This is a genomic window from Pseudoroseicyclus sp. CXY001 (assembly GCF_041714655.1).
GTDB lineage: Bacteria > Pseudomonadota > Alphaproteobacteria > Rhodobacterales > Rhodobacteraceae > Pseudoroseicyclus_A.
Map to the genome: position 1 here is coordinate 1,267,432 of NZ_CP168219.1, position 21,346 is coordinate 1,288,777.

A 21,346-nucleotide genomic window follows, 5' to 3' on the forward strand; every position below is an offset into this window, starting at 1 on the left:
TGCAGCAAATGCATGGCTTTTCTTTAGGCGCTTAACGAAATTGTTGCAGAGTTGCGGCAGGGGCTGCCGCAAGGGCAGGGTCAGAACGGCGCCAGCGCGCCGATCTGCACGAAGCCGCGCAGTATCGCATCGACCGCGACGGCGGCGAGCACCATGCCCATGATCCGGCTGACGATGGAGGCGCCCGCCGGCCCGATGATCCGCAGAATGGGCGTCGCCAGCAGCAGGAAGCCCAATGTGATGCCGAGCACCACGATCAGGATCCCCGCGGTCTGCACCTGATGGGCGACCGAGAAGCGGTCGTTGTCGGTGAGCACCACGACGGCCAGCATCGCCCCCGGCGAGGCGATGGAGGGGATGGCGACCGGATGGATCGCCGTCTGCGTCATGCCTTCCTCCGCCATCTCGCGCTCGGGCTTGGCCGGCCCGAAGACCATCGTCAGCGCGAAGAGGAAGAGCACCAGCCCGCCCGCGATCTGGAACGACGGCAGCCCGAGCCCCAGCGCCTCCAGCACCGCCTGGCCGAGAAGGACGAAGGCAAGCAGCACGACGGCCGAGACGAGCACCGCCCGATAGGCGACCTTGCGCCGCGCCGACACGGACATGCCGGCGGTGACGGCCAGAAAGACCGGCACCGTCCCGATCGGGTCGATGACCACCCAGAGGGTTATGAATTCCTGCAGTATCTGGCTGAACGGGAGCATGCTCACCGATTAAGGCGGCCCCCGCGCATATACAAGATGGCCCCCTTCACGAAGGGGCCATGCCGGAAGGGGCGCCGGCCGAAACCCGCCCCTTCGCCCAGTTTTCAGCCGGCCTGAGGAGGCCAATGGGGGGCAGGGCCCCCCTGGCGCGCCTCAGAGCAGCTTGCCCATGGCGACGGCCGTGTCGCTCATCCGGTTCGAGAAGCCCCATTCGTTGTCGTACCAGCTGAGGATCCGGCAGAAGTTGCCGTCCATCACCTTGGTCTCCGGCATGGCGAAGGTCGAGGAATGGGGGTCGTGGTTGAAGTCGGACGAGACGAGCTTGTCGTCGGTATAGCCGAGGATGTTCTTCAGATCGCCGTCGGCGGCCTCGCGGATCGCGGCGTTGATCTCTTCCACCGAGGTGTCGCGGTCGGCCTCGAAGGTCAGGTCGACGACCGAGACATTCGGCGTCGGCACGCGGATCGACACGCCGTCGAGCTTGCCGTTCAGCTCCGGCAGGACGAGGCCCACGGCCTTGGCGGCGCCGGTGGAGGTCGGGATCTGGTTCACGCCGGCGGCGCGGGCGCGGTAGAGATCCTTGTGCAGCGTGTCCAGCGTCGGCTGGTCGCCGGTGTAGGAATGGATCGTCGTCATGAAGCCGCGCTTGATGCCGATGGTCTTGTTCAGCACATAGGCGACCGGCGCCAGGCAGTTGGTGGTGCAGGAGGCGTTGGAGACGACGATGTCATCCGCCGTCAGCTGGTCGTGGTTCACGCCATAGACGATGGTCTTGTCGGCATTGGTGCCGGGGGCGGAGATCAGCACGCGCTTGGCGCCGGTCTCGAGATGCGGCTGGCACTTCTCTTTCGACGTGAAGATGCCGGTGCATTCCATGATGATGTCGACATCGCCCCAGGGCAGCTCGGCCGGGTTGCGGATGGAGGTGACCTTCATCGGCCCGCGGCCGGCGTCGATCGTGTCCTCCGTCGTCGTCACCTTGTGCGGGAAGCGGCCGTGGACGGAATCGTAGCGCAGCAGGTGCGCATTGGTCTCGACCGGGCCGAGATCGTTGATCGCCACCACCTCGATGTCGGTGCGGCCGGATTCGATGATCGCGCGCAGGACGTTGCGCCCGATCCGCCCGAAACCGTTGATTGCAACCTTCACAGCCATGTCATTCCCTTTCGGATGCGCGCGCGGATGCGCGGTTTGGCGCCAAGATTGTCATTTGGGCGAAAAGGTCAACCGGGGGGCGGTCCTGTTAGCGCCAGAAGGCGAGCGCCTGGATGAGCGCCACGAGCTTTCTCAGGACGAAGAGCGTCCCGCCCCAGCCCTGATAGAGGTCGAGCGCGACAAGAAGCGCGATGAGGAAGACGAGGGCAAGGGCCGTGCGGGTCGACATGGGGCGGAGCCTAGCCGCCGCCGTGCCCGGCGGGAAGGGCGCGCGGGGCGGATGGCCCCGGGCTATTCCGGTGGGTCGCGCTTGCCGCCCGGCGCCACGCCCCTAGATTGGGTCGGCAGGCTGAAGGAGCGGGCATGAGCGGATTACTGGCGCTACTCGATGACGTGGCGGGCATCGCCAAGGTTGCGGCGGCCTCCGTCGATGACGTGGCCAGTGCCGCCGCCAAGGCGGGGGCGAAGACGGCGGGCGTCCTCATCGACGACGCGGCGGTGACGCCGAAATACGTCACCGGCTTCAAGCCGCAGCGCGAATTGCCGATCATCTGGAAGATCACCAAGGGCAGCCTGCGCAACAAGCTGCTCTTCCTCCTCCCCGTGGCGCTCCTTCTGTCGAACTTCGCGCCTTGGGCGATCACGCCGCTTCTGATGCTCGGCGGCTCCTACCTCTGTTTCGAGGGGGCCGAGAAGATCTTCCATGCGCTCTTCCCCCATGCCAGCCACGAGGTGGCCAAGGACATGGAGGTCGGCGATCCCGGCGCGCTGGAGGAGCGAAAGGTCGCAGGCGCGATCAAGACCGATTTCATCCTCTCCGCCGAGATCATGACCTTGTCGCTCTCGACCATCGAAGTCTCGGGCTTCTGGATGGAGGCGGCGACGCTGGCCGTCGTCGGCATCGGCATCACGCTGGTCGTCTACGGCTCGGTCGCGCTGATCGTGAAGGCCGATGACATCGGGCTGGAGCTGATCGACCATGGCCGGCTCGGCGTGACGCGCGCCCTGGGGCGCGGGCTCGTCCGCTGGATGCCCGGCTTCCTCAAGGTCCTGTCCATCGTCGGGACGGCGGCGATGCTCTGGGTCGGCGGCAATATCATCACCCACGGGCTCGATGTGCTCGGCTGGCCGGTGATCTACGACTGGATCCACCACCTCGCCGAGGCGGCCGCCCATGCGGTCGGCACCTGGGAAGGTTTCGTGAGCTGGGCCGTCACCGCCGCCTGCGACGGGGTGCTCGGCCTCGCCTGGGGTCTCGTGCTGATCCCCTTCGCCACGAGCGTCGTGACGCCGCTCCTGCGGCTCGTCGGCATGAAGCCGGCGGCGGATCACTGAGGGCAGGGGCCGGCGGCGCTCCGATAGGGCAGCCCATTGCCCCGCGACCCCTCAAAGCAAAGGGCGGAAACCACATGGTTTCCGCCCTTGAAGTCCACCAGGAGATTGGCGCCCGGTCAGCCCGGGCGCCCACTCTTCACCCGAGGAGCGCCTTCGCCTTGGCGACCGTGTTCTCGGCGGTGATGCCGAACTTCTCGTAAAGCACTTCTGCCGGCGCCGAGGCGCCGAAGCTGTCCATGCCGATGAACGCGGCCTTGGCCTCGCGGCCCCGCTCGCCGAGGAGCAGCCAGTCCCAGGGCTGGCGGACGCCGGCCTCGATGGCGACGCGCACCGGCCCGGCGGGAAGGACGCGCTTGCGATAGGCCTCGTCCTGCTCGCGGAAGAGCTCCATCGACGGGACGGAAACGACGCGCGTGCCGATGCCCTCGGCCTCCAGCACCTTCTTCGCCTCCATCGCCACCTCGACCTCCGAGCCCGAGGCCATGAGGATCACGCGGCGCTTGTTCTCGGCCTCGGCCAGCACATAGGCGCCCTGGCGGGTGAGGTTCTTGCCGGTGTGCTTCAGGCGCACCGTCGGCAGGTTCTGCCGGGTGAGGGCGAGAACGGAGGGCTTCTTCTCCTGCTCCAGCGCGATCTCCCAGGCCTCGGCCGTCTCGACCGTGTCGGCCGGGCGGAAGGTCAGAAGGCCGGGCGTGGCGCGGACCATGGCGAGATGCTCGACCGGCTGGTGGGTCGGGCCGTCCTCGCCGAGGCCGATGGAATCGTGGGTCATCACATAGACGACGGGCACGCCCATCAGCGCCGAAAGCCGCACGGCGGGCCGCGCGTAATCGGTGAAGCAGAAGAACGTGCCGCCATAGGGCTTCACGCCGCCATGCGCCGCCATGCCGTTCATCGCGGCGGCCATGCCGTGTTCGCGGATGCCGTAGTGGATGTAACGGCCCTTGCGGTCCTCGGCGGTGAAGATGCCGAGGTCACCCGTCTTGGTGTTGTTGGAGCCGGTGAGGTCGGCCGAGCCGCCGATGGTCTCCTTCATCACCGGGTTCACCACCTCGAGCACCATCTCGGAGCTCTTGCGGGTGGCGACCTTCGGCCCCTCATCGGTGATCTGCTTCTTCAGCGCGCGGATGCGGCCGGCCAGCGCCTTCGGCGCCTCGCGGCGGAAGGTCCGCTCGAACTCGGCGCGCTTCGCGTCCGACAGCTCGGCCACGCGGCCTTCCCAGGCGGCGAATTCCTCGGCGCCGGGCTTGCCCATCGCTTCCCACTGGCCCTTGATCTCGGCCGGGATCTCGAAGGCCGGGGCCGTCCAGCCATAGGCGGCCTTGGTGTCCTTGATGAGCTGGGCGTCGGTCAGCGCGCCGTGGCCCTTGGCGGTGTCCTGGGCGGAGGAGCCGAGCGCGATATGCGTCTCGCACTGGATCATCGAGGGGCGGGGGTCCGCCTTGGCGGCCTCGATGGCGGCGTCGATCGCCTCGGGGTCATGGCCGTCGATCTTCTGCACATGCCAGCCGGAGGCGGCAAAGCGCTCGCATTGATCGGTGGAATCGGCGAGCGAGACCGGCCCGTCGATGGTGATCGAGTTGTGATCGAAGAATACCGTCAGCTTGCCGAGCTTCTGGTGGCCGGCGAGCGCGATGGCCTCCTGGCTCACGCCCTCCATCAGGCAGCCGTCGCCGGCGAAGACCCAGGTGCGGTGGTCGATGATCTTCTTGCCCCAGCGCGCGCGGAGCGATTCCTCGGCGATGGCGAAGCCGACGGAATTGGCGATGCCCTGGCCGAGCGGGCCGGTCGTCGTCTCGATCCCCGGCGAATGGTTGTATTCCGGGTGGCCGGGGGTATGGCTCTCCCACTGGCGGAAATCCTTGATGTCCTGCAGGGACATGGAGGGATAGCCCGTCAGGTGCAGCACCGAATAGAGCAGCATCGAGCCGTGGCCGTTCGAGACGATGAAGCGGTCGCGGTCGGGCCAGAGCGGGTTCTTCGGGTCGAACTTCAGGTGCTTCTCGAAGAGCACCGTGGCGATGTCGGCCATCCCCATCGGCATGCCGGAATGGCCCGAATTGGCGGCGGCGACGGCGTCGAGCGTCAGGGTGCGGATGGCGGCGGCCTTCATCCAGTGTTCGGGATGGGCCTCTCGCAGGGCGGCGATATCCAAGGTCATGTCCTTTCCGATGTCTCGGGGGCCGGTGCGTTCGGCCAGTGCTGTCGGCATTCGTTCGGCGGCAGGATGCGGCGGCGGGGCCGATTGTGCATACCAGTGGCGGGGCCGAGATCAAGCCCGCATGGGGGCCGCAAGCGGGCCTTCGCGTGAAGGCCGCCCGCTAAACCCTTCGGCGGAAAGCCTTCCCCCCGTTTGCCGCGCCGGGGCTGCTCGCATAGGCTAAGCGGGCGCGGCCGCGATTCGTGTGGCCGGCCCTGCGGGGCAACGCGCTGGACAACAAGAAGATCCGGGGCAATCACCCGGCCAGGACCAGAACCGGACATGGGCAACGAGGCAATGGAAGAGCTGCAGCAATACGAGGCGCGCATCAGCGAGGCGCTGGGCCGCATCCGCGTGGGCATGGGCGCGCTGCGCCGGCCCGCCCCGGGTCAGGGGCCGGCGGATTTCGAACGGCTGGAGGTGGCGCTCGACGAAGAGAAGACCGCCAATGCCCAGCTTGGCGAGCGGGTGCGGGCGCTGAAGGCCCGGCTCGAGGCCGCCGAAGCGGCAAAGGCAGAGGCGGAGGCAAAGGCCGGCCGCGCGGCCAGCGCCGAGGGCAGCGAGCCGGCGGATCAGGCCGATCACAGGGAGGCTCTCGGGCGGCTCGATGCCGAGCTCCGCAGGCTTCAGGAGGCGAATGCCGGGCTCCGCGACGCCTCTGCCGAGCTTCGCGCCGCGGCCGAGGCGGGGGCGGTGGATCCCGCCCTCATAGACCAGGCGATGAAGGCCGAACTCGAGGCGCTGACGGCGGCCCGCGCCGCCGAAATCGCCGAGATCGACGCCATTCTCGCAGAATTCCGCCCGCTTCTGGGCGACGAGGCCGGGGAGGGCGCGTGATGCCGCAGGTCGAGGTGATGATCGGCGGGCGCAGTTTCGAGGTCGCCTGCCAGGAGGGCGAGGAGGCCTTCCTGAAATCCGCCGCCGCGATGCTCGATACCGAGGCGGCCGAGCTCTCCACGCAGATCGGGCGGATGCCCGAGGCGCGGATGCTGCTCATGTCCGGCCTCATGCTCGCCGACAAGACGGCGGGGCTGGAAGATCGGGTGGCCGAGGCCGAGGCGCAGATCGCGCAGCTTTCCGCCGAACTCGAGGAATGGAAGTCCCGCCCGGCGCCGGAGCCGGAACGACTTGAGGTTCCCGTCGTTCCCGATGAGGTCACCGAGACGCTGGCCGAACTGGCGGCCCGGGCTGAGGCCCTCGCCGACGAGATCGAAGAACGGGAATGAACATGCTGAAATCAATGAGCCTTGCCGCCCTGGCGGCCCTGTCCCTATGTCCGCTCGCAAGCGCGGCCGAGGCCGAGGTCATCACCACTCGATATCACTGCGAGCGCGGGGTCGAGGTGCCCGTGACCTATGTGAACGGCGTCGAGCCGGCCGTCGCGGTGCTCATGGTCGAGAACCGGATGATCACGCTCGAGCAGGAGGTCAGCGGCCCCGGCGCCCGCTACGGCTGGCCGTCGGACGGCTCGCATTACGTCTGGTGGAGCAAGGGCGACGAGGCCCAGCTCGTCTGGTACGACGGCGAGGTCGGCGAGGAGGTCACCCTTCTGGCCTTTTGCGAGGCGGAGTAGGGCAGGGCGGCGAGGCGCCCGGGGAGAGCCCCGTCAGGCGCCCAGCCGCGCCAGCTCCAGCGACAGGTCGATGAAGCGCTCCATGTCGGAGGCGCGGCCGAGCGACCGGCGCAGGCGCAGGCGCATGCCGTCGCGCCCGATGATCAGCACCGGCTGGCCGCGCTCGCCGCGTGCCACCGGCTCCCATCCGAGCAGCGCGCGCGCCATCGGCGCCGTCTCGAACCGGTGGCCGAGCGCGGTGGAGGCGAGGATGGTCACGCCCTCCGGCCCTTCCTGAAGGCGCAGGCCCTTGGCCTCCGTCGCCAGCGACGGGCCGACGAGCCGCGTCAGCAGCTTCTCGGCGATCTCGCCTTCCAGCGGCCCGGTGATCAGCCCGGCGAGGGCGGCGAGCTCGGGGGCCATGGGCGGCGCCATGATGAAGAGCCCGTCGCTCCAATGCGGATCGCGGGCAGAGAATTCCGTCGCCTGCCCCTCGGCACCCTTGGGCTCGCCGGGGCGGGCGCGGCTTTCGACCAGCCATTTGGCGCCGCTGCGGGGCTGGAAGCGGGTGACGGCTGGGCGGCCGAGCGACTCGCGGTTGAAGTTGAGCTGCCAGGAGCGGCGGGCGGCCAGCTCCTCGAAATCCTCGCGGCGACGGGCGGTCTGCCGCTTCAAGGCGGTGGCCAGCGCCAGGCCGCCGGCCAGGATCACCACCAGCGCCGCGACGAGCGGGAGGGCGACGCTCACGCCGGCCTCCGCCACAGGTCCGCGGCCGCGCCCCAAAGCGCGTCACAGATGGCCGGACCGGCAGGACCGGCGGCTGACAAGGGGCGAGACGGGTTCAAGGCGACCACCGGCAGCAAGCAGACTGGCGCCGAAAATAGCGTGCCCCCCGCCGAAGCCTAGGAGCCCGGAGGGGCGGGGGGCGCGGCAGGGGGGTACTGTTGCACTTTGGCAAGGAACCGCGGCCGGTCCGGCGGGTCCTCACCGGCCCTGCCGGGCCGTCTCGGCGCTCAGGCGTTGGCTTCGCGGATCTTGTCGGCGGCGTCCTTGGAGAAGGCGATGCCCTTCGTCTCGAAGAGCTGATCGAGCTCGCCGGAGAGCGTCATCTCGGTGATGATGTCGCAGCCGCCGACGAACTCGCCCTTCACATAGAGTTGCGGGATGGTCGGCCAGTCGGAGAACTCCTTGATTCCCTGACGGATTCCATCGTCGGCGAGCACGTTCACATCGGCATAGTCGACCCCCATGAAATTGAGCACCCCGGCGACGCGGCTGGAGAAGCCGCATTGCGGCATGGCCTTGGTGCCCTTCATGTAGAGCACCACGTCATGGGCGGTGATCGTTTCCTGGATCCGGTCCTTGGCGGTGGTCTCGGTGGTCATTGGCTCTGTCCTTTCGCGCGGCCGGGCACCATGGCCCGGGCAAAGATCTGCGGATCGCGGGTGACGCGCCAGACGCGCCCCGCATCCTCGTTCATGTCGCCTGTGGCGAGGCGGTCGCCGATCGTCCCCAGGGCCAGCATCAGGATGGCGCCGGTGCTCACTCCGGCACCCGCGTCGTCAGCGCCAGCGCATGGAGCTCGCCGGCCGGGCCATCCATCTTGCCCTTGAGGGCGGCATAGACGGCGCGCTGCTGCTGCACGCGGTTGAGGCCGCGGAAGCTTTCGTCCACCACCTCGGCGGCGAAATGCGCGCCGTCGTCCCCCTCGACCGTCACGCGGGCGTCGGGGAAGCTCTCGCGGATCATCGTCTCGATATCATGGGCGGTGATGGGCATCGGCGGCTCCCGGGGGGTGCTTGCATTCAAGGGGAATCTAGGCGCCACATGGCGTGTTCGCAAGCAGAGGGCAAGCATGGCCGGATTGCAGCAGGTTGAGCCGGGGGCGGAACTCTTCCGCACGGAGCGGCTGGTGATGCGCGCCTTCCACGAGGACGACCTCGACGCGCTGGCCGCGCTTTATGCCGACGAAGAGGTGCGGCGGCACTTCCCCGATTTCACCCGGACGCGGGAGGAAACGGAGCGCGAGATGCGCTGGGCCATGCGCGGCGGCGAGGCCGCGCATCCGGGCTACACGCTCTGGGCGGCGGTGCTGGCGGAGACGGGCGCGCTGATCGGCCGGGGCGGCATCCTGCCGCTGGAGCTGGAGGGGCGCTTCGAGCCGGAGCTCGCCTGGCTCCTCGGCAAGCCGCACTGGGGGCGGGGGCTCGGGCGCGAGATGGCGGCCGGCCTCAGGGATTTCGGCTTCGCGGCGGGGCTCCGGCGACTGGTGGCGCTTGTCGACTTCGGCAACGACGCCTCGGCGGCGACGGCGCGGAGCATCGGGATGCGGCATGAGAAGGATGTCGACGTCGAAGGCTGGTGCAACCTCTTCGTGATCGAGCGATAGCAAGGGGGGCGCTGCCCCCCGTCGCCCCAAGGGGCGACTCCCCCCGCGGGTATTTGGAGAAAAGCGAGGGGGGGGCGCGGCCTTGGGGCCCTCTTCAGGCCAGTGCGGCCGCGAAGGCGCTGCGGTAGAGGGCGAAGAGGTCGCGTGCCGGGGCGCGCTCGCCGCCCATCACCACGTCGCTGCCGCCGAAGCGGCCGATCTGGGTGAGGGCGATCCCCGCGGCCTCTGCGGCGGCGAGAAGCGCCTCGGCGCCGGCAGGGGAGGCGGCGAGAAGATAGCGGCCCTGATCCTCGCCGAAGAGCGCGGCGGTGCCAGCCATGTCGAGCGTGACGCCCAAGCCCCCGGCCTCCGCCAGTTCAAAGGCCGCGAGCGCCAGCCCGCCGTCGGCAAGGTCGGTCGCGGCGCGGATATGGGCGCGGTTGGCGAGGACGAAGCCACCATGGGCGGCTTCGGCGGTGAGGTCGACCTCCGGCGCCGGGCCGTCCTCGCGGCCGAAGAGCTCCCAAAGGAGCGCCGACTGGCCGAGATGCGAGGATGTGCCGCCGAGGAGGAGCGCCACGTCGCCCGCCTCGGGCCGCGTGCCGATGGCCTCCTCCGGCGAGGCGATGAGGCCGACGGCGCCGATGGTGGGCGTCGGCAGGATGCCGGTGCCGTCCGTCTCGTTGTAGAGCGAGACATTGCCGGAGACGATGGGCATGCCCAAAGCCTCGCAGGCGGCGCCGATGCCGCGGATGCAGCCGACGAACTGGCCCATGATCTCGGGCTTCTCGGGGTTGCCGAAGTTGAGGTTGTCGGTGGCGGCGAGCGGCGTGGCGCCGGTGGCGACGAGGTTCCTGTAGGCCTCCGCCACCGCCTGGGCGCCGCCGCGCTCGGGGTCGGCCTTGCAGTAGCGGGGCGTCACGTCGGAGGTGAAGGCCACGGCCTTGCCCGTGCCGTGCACGCGCACGATGCCGGCGCCGAGCCCCGGCCGGCGCGCCGTGTCGCCCATCACCTGCGTGTCGTATTGCTCATAGACCCATTGCTTCGCCGCATGGTTGGGCGAAGAGATCAGCGCCCGCAGCCCCTCGATGGCCGAGACGGCGGGCACGGGGGCGAGGGGGGCGGGGGCCGGGCTCGGCTCCCACGGGCGGTCATATTCCGGTGCGGAGGAGGCGAGGCGCGACAGCGGCAGGTCGGCCTTCACGTCATCGCCCTGCAGGATCAGGAAGCGGTCCTCGGCGATGGTCTCGCCGACGATGGCGAAGTCGAGATCCCATTTGTCGAAGACGGCGCGGGCCTCGGCCTCCTTCTCGGGGCGGAGCACCATGAGCATCCGCTCCTGGCTCTCCGACAGCATCATCTCATAGGCACTCATCGCCGCCTCGCGCTGCGGCACGTCATCGAGCTGCAGGCGAATACCGAGGCCGCCCTTGTCGCCCATCTCGACGGCGGAGCAGGTGAGGCCGGCGGCGCCCATATCCTGGATCGAGATGACGGCGCCGGTGGCCATGAGCTCGAGGCAGGCCTCCATAAGCCGCTTCTCGGTGAAGGGGTCGCCGACCTGCACCGTGGGGCGCTTCTCCTCGATGGTCTCGTCGAATTCGGCGGAGGCCATGGTGGCGCCGCCGACCCCGTCGCGGCCGGTCTTGGCGCCGAGATAGACGACCGGCATGCCGACGCCCGACGCCGCCGAGTAGAAGATCGCATCCGCATCCGCCAGCCCGGCGGCGAAGGCGTTCACGAGGCAATTGCCGTTGTACGAGGGGTGAAAGCGCACCTCTCCGCCGACGGTCGGCACGCCGAAGGCATTGCCGTAGCCGCCGATCCCCTCGACGACGCCCGAGACGATGCGCTTCGTCTTCGGATGGTCGGGCATCCCGAAGCTGAGCGCGTTCATCGCGGCAATCGGCCTTGCTCCCATGGTGAAGACGTCTCGCAGGATGCCGCCCACCCCGGTCGCCGCGCCCTGATAGGGCTCGATGTAGCTGGGGTGGTTGTGGCTCTCCATCTTGAAGACGAGCGCCTGCCCGTTGCCGATATCCACCACGCCGGCATTCTCGCCGGGCCCGCAGATCACCTGGGGCCCACTGGTCGGCAGGGTGCGCAGCCATTTCTTGGAGCTCTTGTAGGAGCAATGCTCGTTCCACATCGCCGAGAAGATGCCGAGCTCGGTGAAGGAGGGCTCCCGCCCGATGATCTGCAGGATCCGCTCGTATTCGTCGGGCTTCAGCCCGTGGGCGGCGATCAGCTCTTCGGTGATGGCGGGCTCTTGCATCGGGGCTCCCCTTGGCTCGGCGCCGCCTCTCTAGCCGAGGGGCCGCGCCGGGAAAAGCCCGGCCCGCGCCACCTTCCCAGATCCCCTTTCATCTGGCCGAAAATACCTCGGAGGTGTGGAGGCAGAGCCTCCACCCGGCCCGGAACGGGCCGGCCCCCCTCAGCCGCCCTCGCGCGCCACTGCGCCCCCGCAGCCGCCCGCCCGCCTTGACCCGCCCCCGCCCGCCGCCGTAGATGCGGGCGTTTCCAGACAGGAGGGAAAGATGGGCTTTCGCATGGGGATCGTCGGGCTGCCGAATGTCGGCAAGTCGACGCTGTTCAACGCGCTGACGAAGACCGCCTCCGCGCAGGCGGCGAACTTTCCCTTCTGCACCATCGAGCCGAATGTCGGCGAGGTGGCGGTGCCCGATCCGCGGCTCTTAAAGCTGGCGGAGATCGCGGGCAGCAAGCAGATCATCCCGGCGCGCATGACCTTCGTCGACATTGCCGGGCTGGTGAAGGGCGCGAGCAAGGGGGAGGGCTTAGGCAACCAGTTCCTCGCCAACATCCGCGAGACGGATGCCATCGCCCATGTGCTGCGCTGCTTCGAGGATGGCGACGTCACCCATGTCGAGGGCCGGGTCGACCCGATCGCCGATGCCGAGGTGATCGAGACCGAGCTGATGATCGCCGACCTCGAGAGCGTCGAGAAGCGCCGCGCCAACCTCGTGCGCAAGCTCAAGGGCAACGACAAGGAGGCGAAGGACCAGGACAGGCTCCTCGCCCAGGCGCAGGAAGCGCTGGAAGCCGGGCGCCCGGCGCGGACCGTCGAGGTCGCCGAGGAAGACCAGAAGGCCTGGCGGGGCCTCCAGCTCATCACCGCCAAGCCCGTACTCTATGTCTGCAACGTCGAGGAGGCCGCCGCCTCCTCCGGCAATGCCCAGAGCGCGCGGGTCGCCGAGATGGCGGCGGCGGAGGGCAATGCCCATGTCGTCATCTCCGCCCGCATCGAGGAGGAGATCGCCCAGCTCGACGACGAGGAACAGGCGATGTTCCTTGAAGAGATGGGGCTGGAGGAGGCCGGGCTCGACCGGCTGATCCGCGCCGGTTACGGGCTTCTGAGCCTGCAGACCTACTTCACCGTCGGCCCCAAGGAGGCGCGCGCCTGGACGATCCCCGTCGGCGCCCATGCGCCGCAGGCGGCCGGCGTGATCCACGGCGATTTCGAGAAGGGCTTCATCCGCGCCGAGACCATCGCCTTCGACGATTTCGTCGCCGGCGGCGGTGAGCAGGGGGCGAAGGAGGCCGGGAAGATGCGGGCCGAGGGGAAGGCCTATGTCGTCAAGGACGGCGACGTGATGCACTTCCTGTTCAACACCTGAGTGGCGCGGGGGGCTTGCCAGCCCCCCGGTCCCCCCGCCTCGGGGGGCGCTCGCCCCCCCGTCGCCATTGGTGCTTGAACCAATGGCGCACTCAATGGCGACCCCACCTGAGGATTTTTCGGGAGCAAAGACGGGGCGGCCGGTGGGGCCGCCCCGCTTTTTATTCGGCGTTCAGGAAGTCGGCGACGTCGAGGAGGATCATCTCGTTGTCGTCGGCGCGGCCCTCTTCACGGCCGATGGAGAAGGGGTAGTTGTTGTCGTTGGCGACGACGATGGTGGTCTCGTCCACGCGGTCGACATCCTCGATGGTCACGAAGGGGAAGCTGAAAATTCCGTCCTGCGTGCCGCGCGGGGCGAGCCCGTCGGGATCCTCGATGTTCATCAGGTCGATATAGGCGATCTTGCGCAGGACGCCGTTCTCGTCAGCATCCTCCAGATCGACGAGATAGATCCGCTTGAAGAGCGCCGGGTTCGTCGGCCAGCCGTCGCGGGCATCGCCCGTGCCGTTGTCACGCTCGATGATCAGCGCGCGGCTACCCTCGATGATGTTGAAATCGCCGATGGCATGGCCGGCATCGTCGAGCGGGTAGTAGCGCACCTGGTCGCCCCAGGCATTGCCGGCGGTGTCGTATTCGAAAATGCGCAGGACGGGCTGGCCGGAGACCATTTCCGGCGCGCCGGTGGCGGCGTCGAAGACCGGCTTCTCGAGGAGCGGATAGAGCGTCGTGCCGTCTTCGGAGAGCGCCATGCCCTCGTAGCCGCCGGAGCGCTGCGACATCATGGCGGGCAGGGCGCCGCCGGGGTTCGGCAGCGAGAGGAAGGCATTGTCCGGGCCCTGGATCAGGGCGCCGCCGGGTTCGGTGGCGAGCACCTGCAGGACGCGGCCGGTGGCATCGAGCTCGACGAGCCAGGGGCCGAATTCGTCACCGAGCCAGTAATGGTCGCCGACCGGCTGGATCGATTCGATGTCGAAATCGGCGCCGGTGAGGTAGCGGCTGTCGGTCGCCTCGGCCACGATGGGGAAGGGGACGATGCTGTCCGGGTCGTGGAGGCGGATGGTCTCTTCGACGTTCACCGTGCCGGCGGCCCAGTCGACGGAGACGATGTTGAACATCAGGATCACGTCGGCCGAATTGGCTTTGGAGCCGAAGCCGTTGTCGGTGAGCACGAGGAAGCGGTCATCGCCGAGCGAGCGGATGCCCGAGAAGCCCTGCAGCGGCTGGCCCTCGAAGGGTCGGGAGAGGCCGGTGGCGGCGTCCTCGATCGCGTTCAGCTCCTCGACGCGCGGGCCGTCGGTGAAGCGGCCGGAGACCTGGAAATAGGCGGGCGCGTCCTCGGGGGCATCGAGGAAGGTGGCGCCGGGCAGCTCGGCATGGGCGGTGAGGCGGGCGGGGAATTCGGTGGCCTCCTGCGCGGTGGCGGCGGAGCCGAGGAGCGCGAGGATGAGGGGCAGGCGAAGGGACATGGGGCTCTCCCGTAGGTTGGGTCCGGGCGGAGGAATGCCGCCCGCCCGGTGACGGGCGCTTGTCTCTTTGCTGAAGCTTTGGTAACGCGCCGGGATGCCCTGACGGCAGGGCCCCCCGGGGCGAGGGCGGGGGCCGTCGCACCCCCGCCCCGCGGGCGGGCCCGCCGGCCCCGCTCAGGCGGCGCGCCGTGCCGGGGCGCTGTGGTGGCCCTTTTCCAGTGCGAAGTCGCCGATCAGCCCGGCGAGCCGCTTCGAGCGGTCGGCGATGTCGCCGGCGGCGCTGCGGGTCTCGTCGGCCATCGTGGTGTTCTGCCCGGCGATCTCGTTGAGGCGTTGCATCCCGGCCGCGAGATCCTTGAGCGCGTTCACCTGCTCATCCGAGGTGGCGGCGGCGCGGCCGAGGACGTCGTCGACGCGGGCGATGCCCTCCGAGATCTCCTCCAGCGCGGCGCCGGCGCGGTTGACGAGGTTCACCCCGTCCTTCACCTGATTGCCCGACTGGTCGATCAACCCCTTGATCTCCTTCGCGGCCTCCGAGGAGCGCTGGGCCAGGGCCCGGACCTCGCTCGCCACCACCGCGAAGCCCTTGCCGGCCTCGCCCGCCCGCGCCGCCTCGACCCCGGCGTTGAGCGCGAGGAGGTTGGTCTGGAAGGCGATGTCGTCGATCATGGCGATGATCTTGCCGATCATGTCGGAGCTCTTCTCGATCCGGTCCATCGCCTGCACGGCCTCGCGGACGACGCCCGCCGAGCGGGTCGCATTCTCGCGCGCCTTGCCGGCGAGGCCGGAGGCGGAGCGGATATCCTCGCCGAAGCCCTCGACCCGGGAAGAAAGCGCCCCGACCCGGCCCGAGGTCTCGCGGATCGTGTCCACCTGCTCGGTGGTGCGGGCGGCGAGATCGAGCGCGGAGCTGTTCATCCCCGCCGACGAGCGGTCGAGCTCGGCGATCGTCTCGGCGATGGAGGCGAGGACCGAGCGGAGCCGGTCGGAGGAGGCGTTGAAATCCTTGCGGATCTGGTCGTATTCGCTGTCTAGAGGCACATCGAACCGGCAGGTGAGGTCGGCGCGGGCCAGCGAGGCGAGCCCCTCCGTCACCAGCTCGACTACCTTGCCGTGCTTGGCGTTCAGCATCGCCTCGTCGCTGGCCTTCAGCTCTTCGGCGGCGCGGCGCATGGCCAGCGTCTCGTCCTTGAATTCCGAGATGGCCCGCGACATCTGGCTGATCTCGTCCCGCCCCGTGGTGCCGGGGAGCTGGATGTCGAAATCGCCCTCCGTGAAGCGCTGGACGATGCCGATGATCCGGCGGAGCCGCCGCACCACACGTTCGCAGATGATGAGCGAGACGAGGACGAGGAGGCCGAGGACCGCCCCGATCCGCAGGCCGCGGCGCTGCAGATCCTCCTCCGCTCCGGCATCGAGGGCGGCGGCGCCGGTGGCAATATCGTCTGCGAGGACGAGCTCGGCCGCACGCAGCCTGTCGATCCAGCGGGTGGAGACCGCGAACCATTCAGGCGCGCTCAGGCCGCCGAGGTCGCCGCCGACCAAGCTGGCGTTCATCCGGTCGCGCAGCGCCTGGAGAGCCTGCGCCTCGTCGCTGGCGCGGAGCTCGTCGGCGAGCTCGGGGCTGCCGAGCTCTTCCGTCATCGCGACCAGATAGGCTTCCTGCAGGGCGCCGAGCGCCACGAAGCGGTCGTGCAGCGCCAGCGTGAAGCCGCTTCCGAGCCCCGTGGCCCCCATGGCGCGTTCGAGCCCGGCCCGCTCCTTCGCCTCGTTGAGCCAGGCCCGGGCGCGCGAGAGCTTGTCGAGCTCGATCTGCTCGCCGAGGAAGACATGCGACATGAGCAGCAGATCGCCGATCAGCGAGGTGTAATAGCCCGCCATCACGGGGACGGTGGTGTCGAGCCCGTCGATCGAGGCGCGCATCTCGGCGATCTGGCCGAGCGCCCGGCGGACGTCGCTGTCGAGCTCGGGATGGGTGGCGGCGAGCCCCTCGGCCTCGTTCAGCACCGGGGCGATGGCGGCCGTCGTCGCCCGGCGCTGGGCGGCGAGCTCTTCGGGGAAGTTGGCGCCGCCCGACGACAGGAAGCCGGCGGAATAGCCGCGCTCCTTCTGCAGCTCATGGACGAGATTGCCGACGAGATGCGATTCCCGCGTCAGCTCCTGCGCATGCCTGGCCGCATCGCGGTTCTCGCGCAGCTGGTTGATCTGCACCATCGAGAGCTGGGCCGCGAGGAACACCAGCGGCGCGATGATCAGAAGCATCACCACCCGTAGTTTCATATCCGTCTCCAATCCACGCCTTTGGGCCGGATTTATTCCGTGGGCCTTAAGGTCAGCCTAACCGCCGCCGCGCCCCGGTTTTTCGGGCCTGCGGCGACGAATTGGCCTTGTTCCCCTCGGCGCCCGGCTGCTAGACGCGACGGCGGAGACGTGGCCGAGTGGTCGAAGGCGCTCCCCTGCTAAGGGAGTAGGCGGGAAACCGTCTCGTGGGTTCGAATCCCATCGTCTCCGCCATCCTCACCCTGTGCCATCCCCAAACGCGCGATCCGTGCCAACTCATCCGGTGCTCCGGACGGGGCAGTGCACGTTCTCGATGAAGCGCGGGGCAGGGAGCAAGGGCGGAGACACCGCCGATGCGTCACGGGGCCGGATCCCGCAGGATCCCCCGCCGGTCAGCGGGGAGTGTCCGCGGCGGTCAGGAACGCGCTCAGGGCGGCATTGACGGCCTCCGGCGCGTCCTGCGCCGAGGCGTGGGAGCCGCCGGGCACGACGGTGAGCCGGGCCCCCGGGATCGCTCGCGCCAGCGCCTCCGAAGCCGAGAGCCTGATCGAGGCCTCGTGCTCGCCGTGCAGGATCAGCGTCGGCACCCGGATCTTTGCCAGAGCCTCCAGCGCGAAATTCGGCTCGCGGAGCCACAGGCCGTGGATGATGCGCGGCCAATAGGCCTCCCAGTCCTCCGGGCTCATGACATTGCGCAGGTGGGTCACCAGTTCGCGCACGATGGGCCGGGCCGCGTCCATGTCGGCCGGCTGCATCCTCGCCATCCGCTCCAGCACGCCGTCCTCATAGCTCGCCAGCTCATGCGGTGTGCCGATCAATGTGAGGCTCCGCAGCCTGTCGGGCGCGCGCAGGGCGAGGTCGAGCGCGGCGCAGCCGCCGTCGCTGAAGCCGATCAGATGCGCGGTCTCCAGTTCCAGATGATCCATAACCGCCAGAGCATCGTCGGCGAAGGCCGCGTAGGTCGCCTCGAGATCGCCGCCCGTGCTCGCGCCATGGCCGCGCGTCGAGATCAGGATCATGCGGCATTGCGATGCCAGCGGGGCCTGATTGCCCCAGCTTGTATGGTCCATGAGCCCGCCGTGCAGAAAGATCGCGGGCGGCCCCTCGCCGATGTCGGCATAGGCGAGGCTGTGGGTGCCAAGGTCGATCCGGCGCGTGGGGCCGGGCAGGGGGGCGATGAGGCGGAGGCTGGATCCTGTGGTCATGCCTGGGCCGCCGCGGCCTGCCAGCCGGCATCGAGCCCGGCCTCTTCGATAGCGCTCCTTATGATGCCGGCCATCTCGGCGCGCCGGCCGATGCAGCGCGAGACCGGCCCGGCGGAGACGATCGACAGGCGCTTGCCGCCCATCGGCAGCGGCAGCGAGGCGCCGGCGAGATCGGCGATATATTCCGAATTGCTCTGGTGATAGCCGCGCTCGGCGGCGGCGCGCAGCTCGCCCTCGATCTTCTCGATCCCCATGGGCGTGCTGTCGGAATATTTCTCGAACACCAGTTTGCGATAGAGCTGCTCGCGCTCCTTCTCGCTCATCTGGGCGAGGATCGCCCGGCCGGCGGAGCTGGCATGGATCGGCACGCGCGTGCCGACGGTGGCGAAATAGCGGATCGGCTGCTGCGATTCGCGGGCGTAGAGAAAGATGACATGCAGGCCGGAGGCACTGCCGACGGCCGTGGTCTCGCCCGTGCGCTCGGCGATAGTGTCGACCAGCTCGATGAGCGCAGTCGGCACCGGGTCGCGCTCGTCGATCTGGCGGATGATCGTCTGCCAGCGCGGGCTGGGGAAGTAGCCGCCCCGCGTGCGCGGCTCGTAGAGATAGCCCTTCTCGACAAGCGTGCCGATGATGTTGAACGTGCTGGAGCGCGGCCACTGCAGCGTGTCGGCGATCTCGGCGATGGTCGCCGCCTCGCCATGCCGGGCGAAGAACTCCAGCAGCTCGACGACGTTGGCCGCCTGTTTCACATACATCCGCGCCGCCTTTCACTTGGCTCCGCTTGTCGGAGCCCTTGATCGAGAGTTAGTTCATGATGATGAATTTCACAATCTGAATATTGACGAGTAAATCTTAGGCACCCCTTGTGGAAGTCGCGAGAACAGGCTTGCATTGTTAGGATTGGCTCGCGTCGCCTGAGGGAGATCCGTTCAGCTCTGTTGACAGAGTTCAGGATACTGACTTAGAAATTCATAAATGTGCATCACAAGGGATGAGCGGGTGACGGTTGTGGACGGCGGCGTCGAACAGGCAAAGGCAGGATCCGGCGAGCGGCTCGAGCGCTACGAGCGGCTCTATATCGGCGGCGCCTGGGTCGCACCGCAGGACGGCGGCATGATGGAGAGCATCGACCCCGCCACCGGCCGCGCCTGGGCGATTGTCGCCTATGGCGGGGCGCGCGACATCGACAGCGCCGTGGCCGCCGCCCGCGCGGCCTTCGAGGGGCCCTGGGGCAGGATGGCGCCGCATGAGCGGGCCGCGCTCCTCCGCCGCTTCGCCGATCTCTACCAGCGCGCCGCGCCGGAGCTGGCGAAGGTGGAATCGCGCGACAACGGCCGCGCCCTGCGCGAGAGTCGCGCCGATGCCGGTGGCCATCACACCGCCTATCACTGGTTCGCTTCGCTGGCCGACAAGCAGGGCGGGCGCACCATCCCGCTCGACTCCGCGGTCCATGCCTATACCGAGCGTCTGCCCATCGGCGTGGTCGGGGCGATCACGCCGTGGAACGTGCCGCTGATGGCGGCCTGCTGGAAGCTCGGCCCCGCGCTGGCCGCCGGCTGCACCGTGGTGCTCAAGCCGGCCGAGCAGACGCCCTGCTCCTCGCTGGAGCTTGCGGCGCTCTTCGAGGAGGCCGGCTTTCCGCCCGGCGTGGTCAACATCGTGCCCGGCTATGGCGCGAACGGGGCGGGCGACCATCTCGTCACCCATCCCGGCGTCGACAAGATCACCTTCACCGGCGAAGGCGCGACGGCGAAAGAGATCCTCAAGCGCGGTGCCGACACGCTGAAGAAATTCACCTTCGAGCTCGGCGGCAAGGCGCCGCACATCCTCTTCGCCGATGCCGATCTCGATCAGGCGATCAACGCCGCCACGGGCTCGGCCTGGGCGCTCTGCGGGCAGAGCTGCGCGCTCGGCAGCCGGGTGCTGGTTGAGCGCTCGGTCTATGACCAGGTGGCCGAGGCCTTTACTGCCCGCGCCGCCAAGGTGCGCGTCGGGCGGCCGCTCGACGAGGCGACGCATATGGGCCCGCAGGCCAGCCGCGCGCAGATGGACAAGACGCTCTCCTACATCGCCAAGGGCAATGACGAGGGCGCCCGGCTGATCGCCGGCGGCGCCCCCGCCGAGGTCGCGGGGCTGGAAGGGGGCTATTTCGTGCAGCCGACGGTCTTTGCGGATGTGTCCAACGACATGGCCATCGCGCGCGACGAGATCTTCGGGCCCGTCGCCGCGCTCATCCCCTTCGATGGCGAAGACGAGGCCGTGGCGCTGGCCAATGACACCGCCTACGGGCTGACCGCCGGGCTCTGGACGCGCGATCTCGGCCGGGCGCATCGCACCGCCGCCCGCATCCGCGCGGGCGTCGTCTGGGTGAACACCTATCGCTACCTGCGCTGGTCGATCCCCTACGGCGGCTTCAAGTCGAGCGGTTGGGGCCGCGAGAACGGCATGGAGGCGCTCGAGCCCTATCTCGAGACGCGCGCCACCGTCATCAGCACCACCGGCGTCTTCCCCGACGCCTACGCATCATGAGCGCGCCGAGCGATACAGCCGCCGCCAGCCTGGCGAGCGCGCCCACAGCAAACAAGGACAGGGCCCCAATGCGCCTGAAGAACAAGACAGCTATCATCACCGCGGCGGCCTCCGGCATGGGGCGGGCAGGGGTGGAGCTGTTCCTCGCCGAGGGCGCGCGCGTCTGCGCGGTCGACATCGACGCCGGCGCGCTCGCCGCCATGGCCGCAGAGATCGGCGCGGGCGACCGGCTGACGACGGTTCAGGCCGATCTGTCGACTGCCGAGGGCGTGCGCGGCTCGATCAACGAGGCGGCCGAGGCGCTCGGCGGGGTCGACATCCTCTGGGCCCATGCCGGCATCCCCGGCCCGGGCGGGATCGAGGGGCTGGACGTGGCCGAGTATCAGCTCGCCTTCGCGCTCAACGTGCAATCGGCCGCGCTCGGCGCCGGCGAGGTCATCGCCCATATGCGCAAGCGCGGCGGCGGGGCCATCGTCTTCACCTCGTCGGTGTCGGGGATGGTCGGCTCGATGTGGTCGCCCGTCTATTCGAGCTGCAAGTTCGCGGTTGTGGGGCTGACCAAGTCGCTCGCCCAGACCTTCGCGCCGGACAAGGTGCGGGTGAACGTGGTGTGCCCCGGCCTGGCCGAGACACCGATGAAGATCGGCTTCACCGGCCGCGGCGCCTCTGCCGAGGCGGCCAAGGCGGCGGAGGACAAATACGTCTCCGGCGTGCCGCTCGGGCGGCTCGTCCGGGCCGAAGAGGTCGCCCATGCCGTGCTCTGGCTCGCTTCGGATGACGCGGGCTTCGTCACGGGCATCGAACTGCCGGTCGATGGAGGCTTCACCTGCAAGTAAGACGCGCGGGCGCCGCAAGGCGCCCGGGCCCCGGACCGCCGCGCCTCCCATGAGGACCAGCGCGCAATGATAAGAAAAG

General features: G+C 69.0%; 21 protein-coding genes and 1 tRNA gene. 9 read left to right on the forward strand and 13 right to left on the reverse strand.

Features of this window, described 5'->3' with window-relative positions; all coding sequences use genetic code 11:
- Nucleotides 1-80: 80 nt before the first annotated feature.
- From ACAZ03_RS06245 to ACAZ03_RS06255, 3 genes are all read right to left on the reverse strand, one after another.
- Nucleotides 81-704: a MarC family protein gene (locus ACAZ03_RS06245; RefSeq protein ID WP_373356551.1), complete on the reverse strand. Its 624-nt coding sequence runs from the start codon at nucleotides 702-704 to the stop codon at nucleotides 81-83.
- Nucleotides 705-857: 153 nt separating this feature from the next.
- Nucleotides 858-1,859 carry a type I glyceraldehyde-3-phosphate dehydrogenase gene (gene gap, locus ACAZ03_RS06250; RefSeq protein ID WP_373356552.1) on the reverse strand — a complete coding sequence of 334 codons (1,002 nt, stop codon included), beginning with the start codon at nucleotides 1,857-1,859 and terminating at the stop codon, nucleotides 858-860.
- Nucleotides 1,860-1,947: 88 nt separating this feature from the next.
- Nucleotides 1,948-2,088 (reverse strand): glyceraldehyde-3-phosphate dehydrogenase, encoded by a 141-nt coding sequence (locus ACAZ03_RS06255; RefSeq protein WP_373356553.1) that lies wholly within the window; start codon nucleotides 2,086-2,088, stop codon nucleotides 1,948-1,950.
- 134 nt (nucleotides 2,089-2,222) lie between these two features.
- Here ACAZ03_RS06255 and ACAZ03_RS06260 point away from each other — a divergent pair, with 134 nt between their 5' ends.
- Nucleotides 2,223-3,194 (forward strand): DUF808 domain-containing protein, encoded by a 972-nt coding sequence (locus ACAZ03_RS06260; protein ID WP_373356554.1) that lies wholly within the window; start codon nucleotides 2,223-2,225, stop codon nucleotides 3,192-3,194.
- A 136-nt stretch (nucleotides 3,195-3,330) separates the two neighbouring features.
- Here ACAZ03_RS06260 and tkt read toward each other — a convergent pair whose 3' ends face one another.
- A complete protein-coding gene (gene tkt / locus ACAZ03_RS06265; protein WP_373357054.1) occupies nucleotides 3,331-5,349 on the reverse strand; it encodes a transketolase in 2,019 nt (672 codons plus the stop codon).
- Nucleotides 5,350-5,676: 327 nt separating this feature from the next.
- Here tkt and ACAZ03_RS06270 point away from each other — a divergent pair, with 327 nt between their 5' ends.
- The 3 genes from ACAZ03_RS06270 to ACAZ03_RS06280 are packed head-to-tail and all read left to right on the forward strand — an operon-like array spanning nucleotide 5,677 to nucleotide 6,967.
- Nucleotides 5,677-6,231, forward strand: coding sequence for a hypothetical protein (locus ACAZ03_RS06270; protein WP_373356555.1), 555 nt, complete (start codon nucleotides 5,677-5,679; stop codon nucleotides 6,229-6,231).
- Nucleotides 6,231-6,620 (forward strand): cell division protein ZapA, encoded by a 390-nt coding sequence (locus tag ACAZ03_RS06275; RefSeq protein WP_373356556.1) that lies wholly within the window; start codon nucleotides 6,231-6,233, stop codon nucleotides 6,618-6,620. The genes ACAZ03_RS06270 and ACAZ03_RS06275 overlap by 1 nt, the downstream gene beginning before the upstream one ends.
- A 14-nt stretch (nucleotides 6,621-6,634) precedes the next feature.
- Entirely contained in the window at nucleotides 6,635-6,967 is a 333-nt protein-coding gene (locus tag ACAZ03_RS06280) for an MliC family protein (RefSeq protein WP_373356557.1), read from the forward strand.
- 33 nt (nucleotides 6,968-7,000) lie between these two features.
- Here the strand turns inward: ACAZ03_RS06280 and ACAZ03_RS06285 are convergent, their stop codons facing one another.
- The 4 genes from ACAZ03_RS06285 to ACAZ03_RS06300 all read right to left on the reverse strand — a co-directional run bounded on the left by ACAZ03_RS06285 (nucleotide 7,001) and on the right by ACAZ03_RS06300 (nucleotide 8,725).
- Entirely contained in the window at nucleotides 7,001-7,693 is a 693-nt protein-coding gene (locus ACAZ03_RS06285) for a hypothetical protein (RefSeq protein ID WP_373356558.1), read from the reverse strand.
- A 266-nt stretch (nucleotides 7,694-7,959) separates the two neighbouring features.
- Nucleotides 7,960-8,331 (reverse strand): Grx4 family monothiol glutaredoxin, encoded by a 372-nt coding sequence (grxD, locus tag ACAZ03_RS06290; RefSeq protein WP_373356559.1) that lies wholly within the window; start codon nucleotides 8,329-8,331, stop codon nucleotides 7,960-7,962.
- Nucleotides 8,328-8,492 carry a hypothetical protein gene (locus ACAZ03_RS06295; protein WP_373356560.1) on the reverse strand — a complete coding sequence of 55 codons (165 nt, stop codon included), beginning with the start codon at nucleotides 8,490-8,492 and terminating at the stop codon, nucleotides 8,328-8,330. The genes grxD and ACAZ03_RS06295 overlap by 4 nt, the downstream gene beginning before the upstream one ends.
- A complete protein-coding gene (locus ACAZ03_RS06300; RefSeq protein WP_373356561.1) occupies nucleotides 8,489-8,725 on the reverse strand; it encodes a BolA family protein in 237 nt (78 codons plus the stop codon). The genes ACAZ03_RS06295 and ACAZ03_RS06300 overlap by 4 nt, the downstream gene beginning before the upstream one ends.
- 76 nt (nucleotides 8,726-8,801) lie before the next feature.
- Between ACAZ03_RS06300 and ACAZ03_RS06305 the strand changes: the two genes are divergently transcribed.
- Entirely contained in the window at nucleotides 8,802-9,335 is a 534-nt protein-coding gene (locus ACAZ03_RS06305) for a GNAT family N-acetyltransferase (protein WP_373356563.1), read from the forward strand.
- A gap of 94 nt (nucleotides 9,336-9,429) precedes the next feature.
- Here ACAZ03_RS06305 and purL read toward each other — a convergent pair whose 3' ends face one another.
- Entirely contained in the window at nucleotides 9,430-11,589 is a 2,160-nt protein-coding gene (gene purL / locus ACAZ03_RS06310; RefSeq protein WP_373356564.1) for a phosphoribosylformylglycinamidine synthase subunit PurL, read from the reverse strand.
- A gap of 262 nt (nucleotides 11,590-11,851) precedes the next feature.
- Here purL and ychF point away from each other — a divergent pair, with 262 nt between their 5' ends.
- Nucleotides 11,852-12,949, forward strand: coding sequence for a redox-regulated ATPase YchF (gene ychF, locus ACAZ03_RS06315; protein WP_373356565.1), 1,098 nt, complete (start codon nucleotides 11,852-11,854; stop codon nucleotides 12,947-12,949).
- A 160-nt stretch (nucleotides 12,950-13,109) separates the two neighbouring features.
- On the opposite strand, the gene ACAZ03_RS06320 is transcribed toward ychF, so the two are convergent.
- Together ACAZ03_RS06320 and ACAZ03_RS06325 are read right to left on the reverse strand one after the other, a co-directional pair.
- Nucleotides 13,110-14,414 carry an esterase-like activity of phytase family protein gene (locus tag ACAZ03_RS06320; RefSeq protein WP_373356566.1) on the reverse strand — a complete coding sequence of 435 codons (1,305 nt, stop codon included), beginning with the start codon at nucleotides 14,412-14,414 and terminating at the stop codon, nucleotides 13,110-13,112.
- Between the two features lie 174 nt (nucleotides 14,415-14,588).
- Complete coding sequence (locus tag ACAZ03_RS06325; RefSeq protein ID WP_373356567.1) at nucleotides 14,589-16,694, reverse strand: methyl-accepting chemotaxis protein; 2,106 nt, start codon at nucleotides 16,692-16,694, stop codon at nucleotides 14,589-14,591.
- Nucleotides 16,695-16,838: 144 nt separating this feature from the next.
- Here ACAZ03_RS06325 and ACAZ03_RS06330 point away from each other — a divergent pair.
- Nucleotides 16,839-16,928 (forward strand) — tRNA-Ser (locus tag ACAZ03_RS06330).
- A gap of 158 nt (nucleotides 16,929-17,086) precedes the next feature.
- Here ACAZ03_RS06330 and ACAZ03_RS06335 read toward each other — a convergent pair.
- Both ACAZ03_RS06335 and ACAZ03_RS06340 read right to left on the reverse strand, forming a co-directional pair.
- Nucleotides 17,087-17,899 (reverse strand): alpha/beta fold hydrolase, encoded by an 813-nt coding sequence (locus ACAZ03_RS06335; RefSeq protein WP_373356568.1) that lies wholly within the window; start codon nucleotides 17,897-17,899, stop codon nucleotides 17,087-17,089.
- Complete coding sequence (locus ACAZ03_RS06340) at nucleotides 17,896-18,657, reverse strand: IclR family transcriptional regulator (protein ID WP_373356569.1); 762 nt, start codon at nucleotides 18,655-18,657, stop codon at nucleotides 17,896-17,898. Before ACAZ03_RS06340 ends, ACAZ03_RS06335 begins: the two co-directional genes overlap by 4 nt.
- Nucleotides 18,658-18,877: 220 nt before the next feature.
- Between ACAZ03_RS06340 and ACAZ03_RS06345 the strand changes: the two genes are divergently transcribed.
- Both ACAZ03_RS06345 and ACAZ03_RS06350 read left to right on the forward strand, forming a co-directional pair.
- Nucleotides 18,878-20,431 carry an aldehyde dehydrogenase gene (locus ACAZ03_RS06345; protein WP_373356570.1) on the forward strand — a complete coding sequence of 518 codons (1,554 nt, stop codon included), beginning with the start codon at nucleotides 18,878-18,880 and terminating at the stop codon, nucleotides 20,429-20,431.
- A 68-nt stretch (nucleotides 20,432-20,499) separates the two neighbouring features.
- Nucleotides 20,500-21,267 carry an SDR family NAD(P)-dependent oxidoreductase gene (locus ACAZ03_RS06350; RefSeq protein WP_373356572.1) on the forward strand — a complete coding sequence of 256 codons (768 nt, stop codon included), beginning with the start codon at nucleotides 20,500-20,502 and terminating at the stop codon, nucleotides 21,265-21,267.
- Nucleotides 21,268-21,346: the final 79 nt, after the last annotated feature.

Excerpts from the sequence above, each read along its gene's own strand:
- ACAZ03_RS06245 (WP_373356551.1), bottom strand. The coding sequence starts at position 704 with ATGCTCCCGTTCAGCCAGATACTGCAGGAATTCATAACCCTCTGGGTG.
- gap (WP_373356552.1), bottom strand. The coding sequence starts at position 1,859 with ATGGCTGTGAAGGTTGCAATCAACGGTTTCGGGCGGATCGGGCGCAAC.
- ACAZ03_RS06255 (WP_373356553.1), bottom strand. The coding sequence starts at position 2,088 with ATGTCGACCCGCACGGCCCTTGCCCTCGTCTTCCTCATCGCGCTTCTT.
- ACAZ03_RS06260 (WP_373356554.1), top strand. The coding sequence starts at position 2,223 with ATGAGCGGATTACTGGCGCTACTCGATGACGTGGCGGGCATCGCCAAG.
- ACAZ03_RS06270 (WP_373356555.1), top strand. The coding sequence starts at position 5,677 with ATGGGCAACGAGGCAATGGAAGAGCTGCAGCAATACGAGGCGCGCATC.
- ACAZ03_RS06275 (WP_373356556.1), top strand. The coding sequence starts at position 6,231 with ATGCCGCAGGTCGAGGTGATGATCGGCGGGCGCAGTTTCGAGGTCGCC.
- ACAZ03_RS06280 (WP_373356557.1), top strand. The coding sequence starts at position 6,635 with ATGAGCCTTGCCGCCCTGGCGGCCCTGTCCCTATGTCCGCTCGCAAGC.
- grxD (WP_373356559.1), bottom strand. The coding sequence starts at position 8,331 with ATGACCACCGAGACCACCGCCAAGGACCGGATCCAGGAAACGATCACC.
- ACAZ03_RS06300 (WP_373356561.1), bottom strand. The coding sequence starts at position 8,725 with ATGCCCATCACCGCCCATGATATCGAGACGATGATCCGCGAGAGCTTC.
- ACAZ03_RS06305 (WP_373356563.1), top strand. The coding sequence starts at position 8,802 with ATGGCCGGATTGCAGCAGGTTGAGCCGGGGGCGGAACTCTTCCGCACG.
- purL (WP_373356564.1), bottom strand. The coding sequence starts at position 11,589 with ATGCAAGAGCCCGCCATCACCGAAGAGCTGATCGCCGCCCACGGGCTG.
- ychF (WP_373356565.1), top strand. The coding sequence starts at position 11,852 with ATGGGCTTTCGCATGGGGATCGTCGGGCTGCCGAATGTCGGCAAGTCG.
- ACAZ03_RS06320 (WP_373356566.1), bottom strand. The coding sequence starts at position 14,414 with ATGTCCCTTCGCCTGCCCCTCATCCTCGCGCTCCTCGGCTCCGCCGCC.
- ACAZ03_RS06325 (WP_373356567.1), bottom strand. The coding sequence starts at position 16,694 with ATGAAACTACGGGTGGTGATGCTTCTGATCATCGCGCCGCTGGTGTTC.
- ACAZ03_RS06335 (WP_373356568.1), bottom strand. The coding sequence starts at position 17,899 with ATGACCACAGGATCCAGCCTCCGCCTCATCGCCCCCCTGCCCGGCCCC.
- ACAZ03_RS06340 (WP_373356569.1), bottom strand. The coding sequence starts at position 18,657 with ATGTATGTGAAACAGGCGGCCAACGTCGTCGAGCTGCTGGAGTTCTTC.
- ACAZ03_RS06345 (WP_373356570.1), top strand. The coding sequence starts at position 18,878 with ATGTGCATCACAAGGGATGAGCGGGTGACGGTTGTGGACGGCGGCGTC.
- ACAZ03_RS06350 (WP_373356572.1), top strand. The coding sequence starts at position 20,500 with ATGCGCCTGAAGAACAAGACAGCTATCATCACCGCGGCGGCCTCCGGC.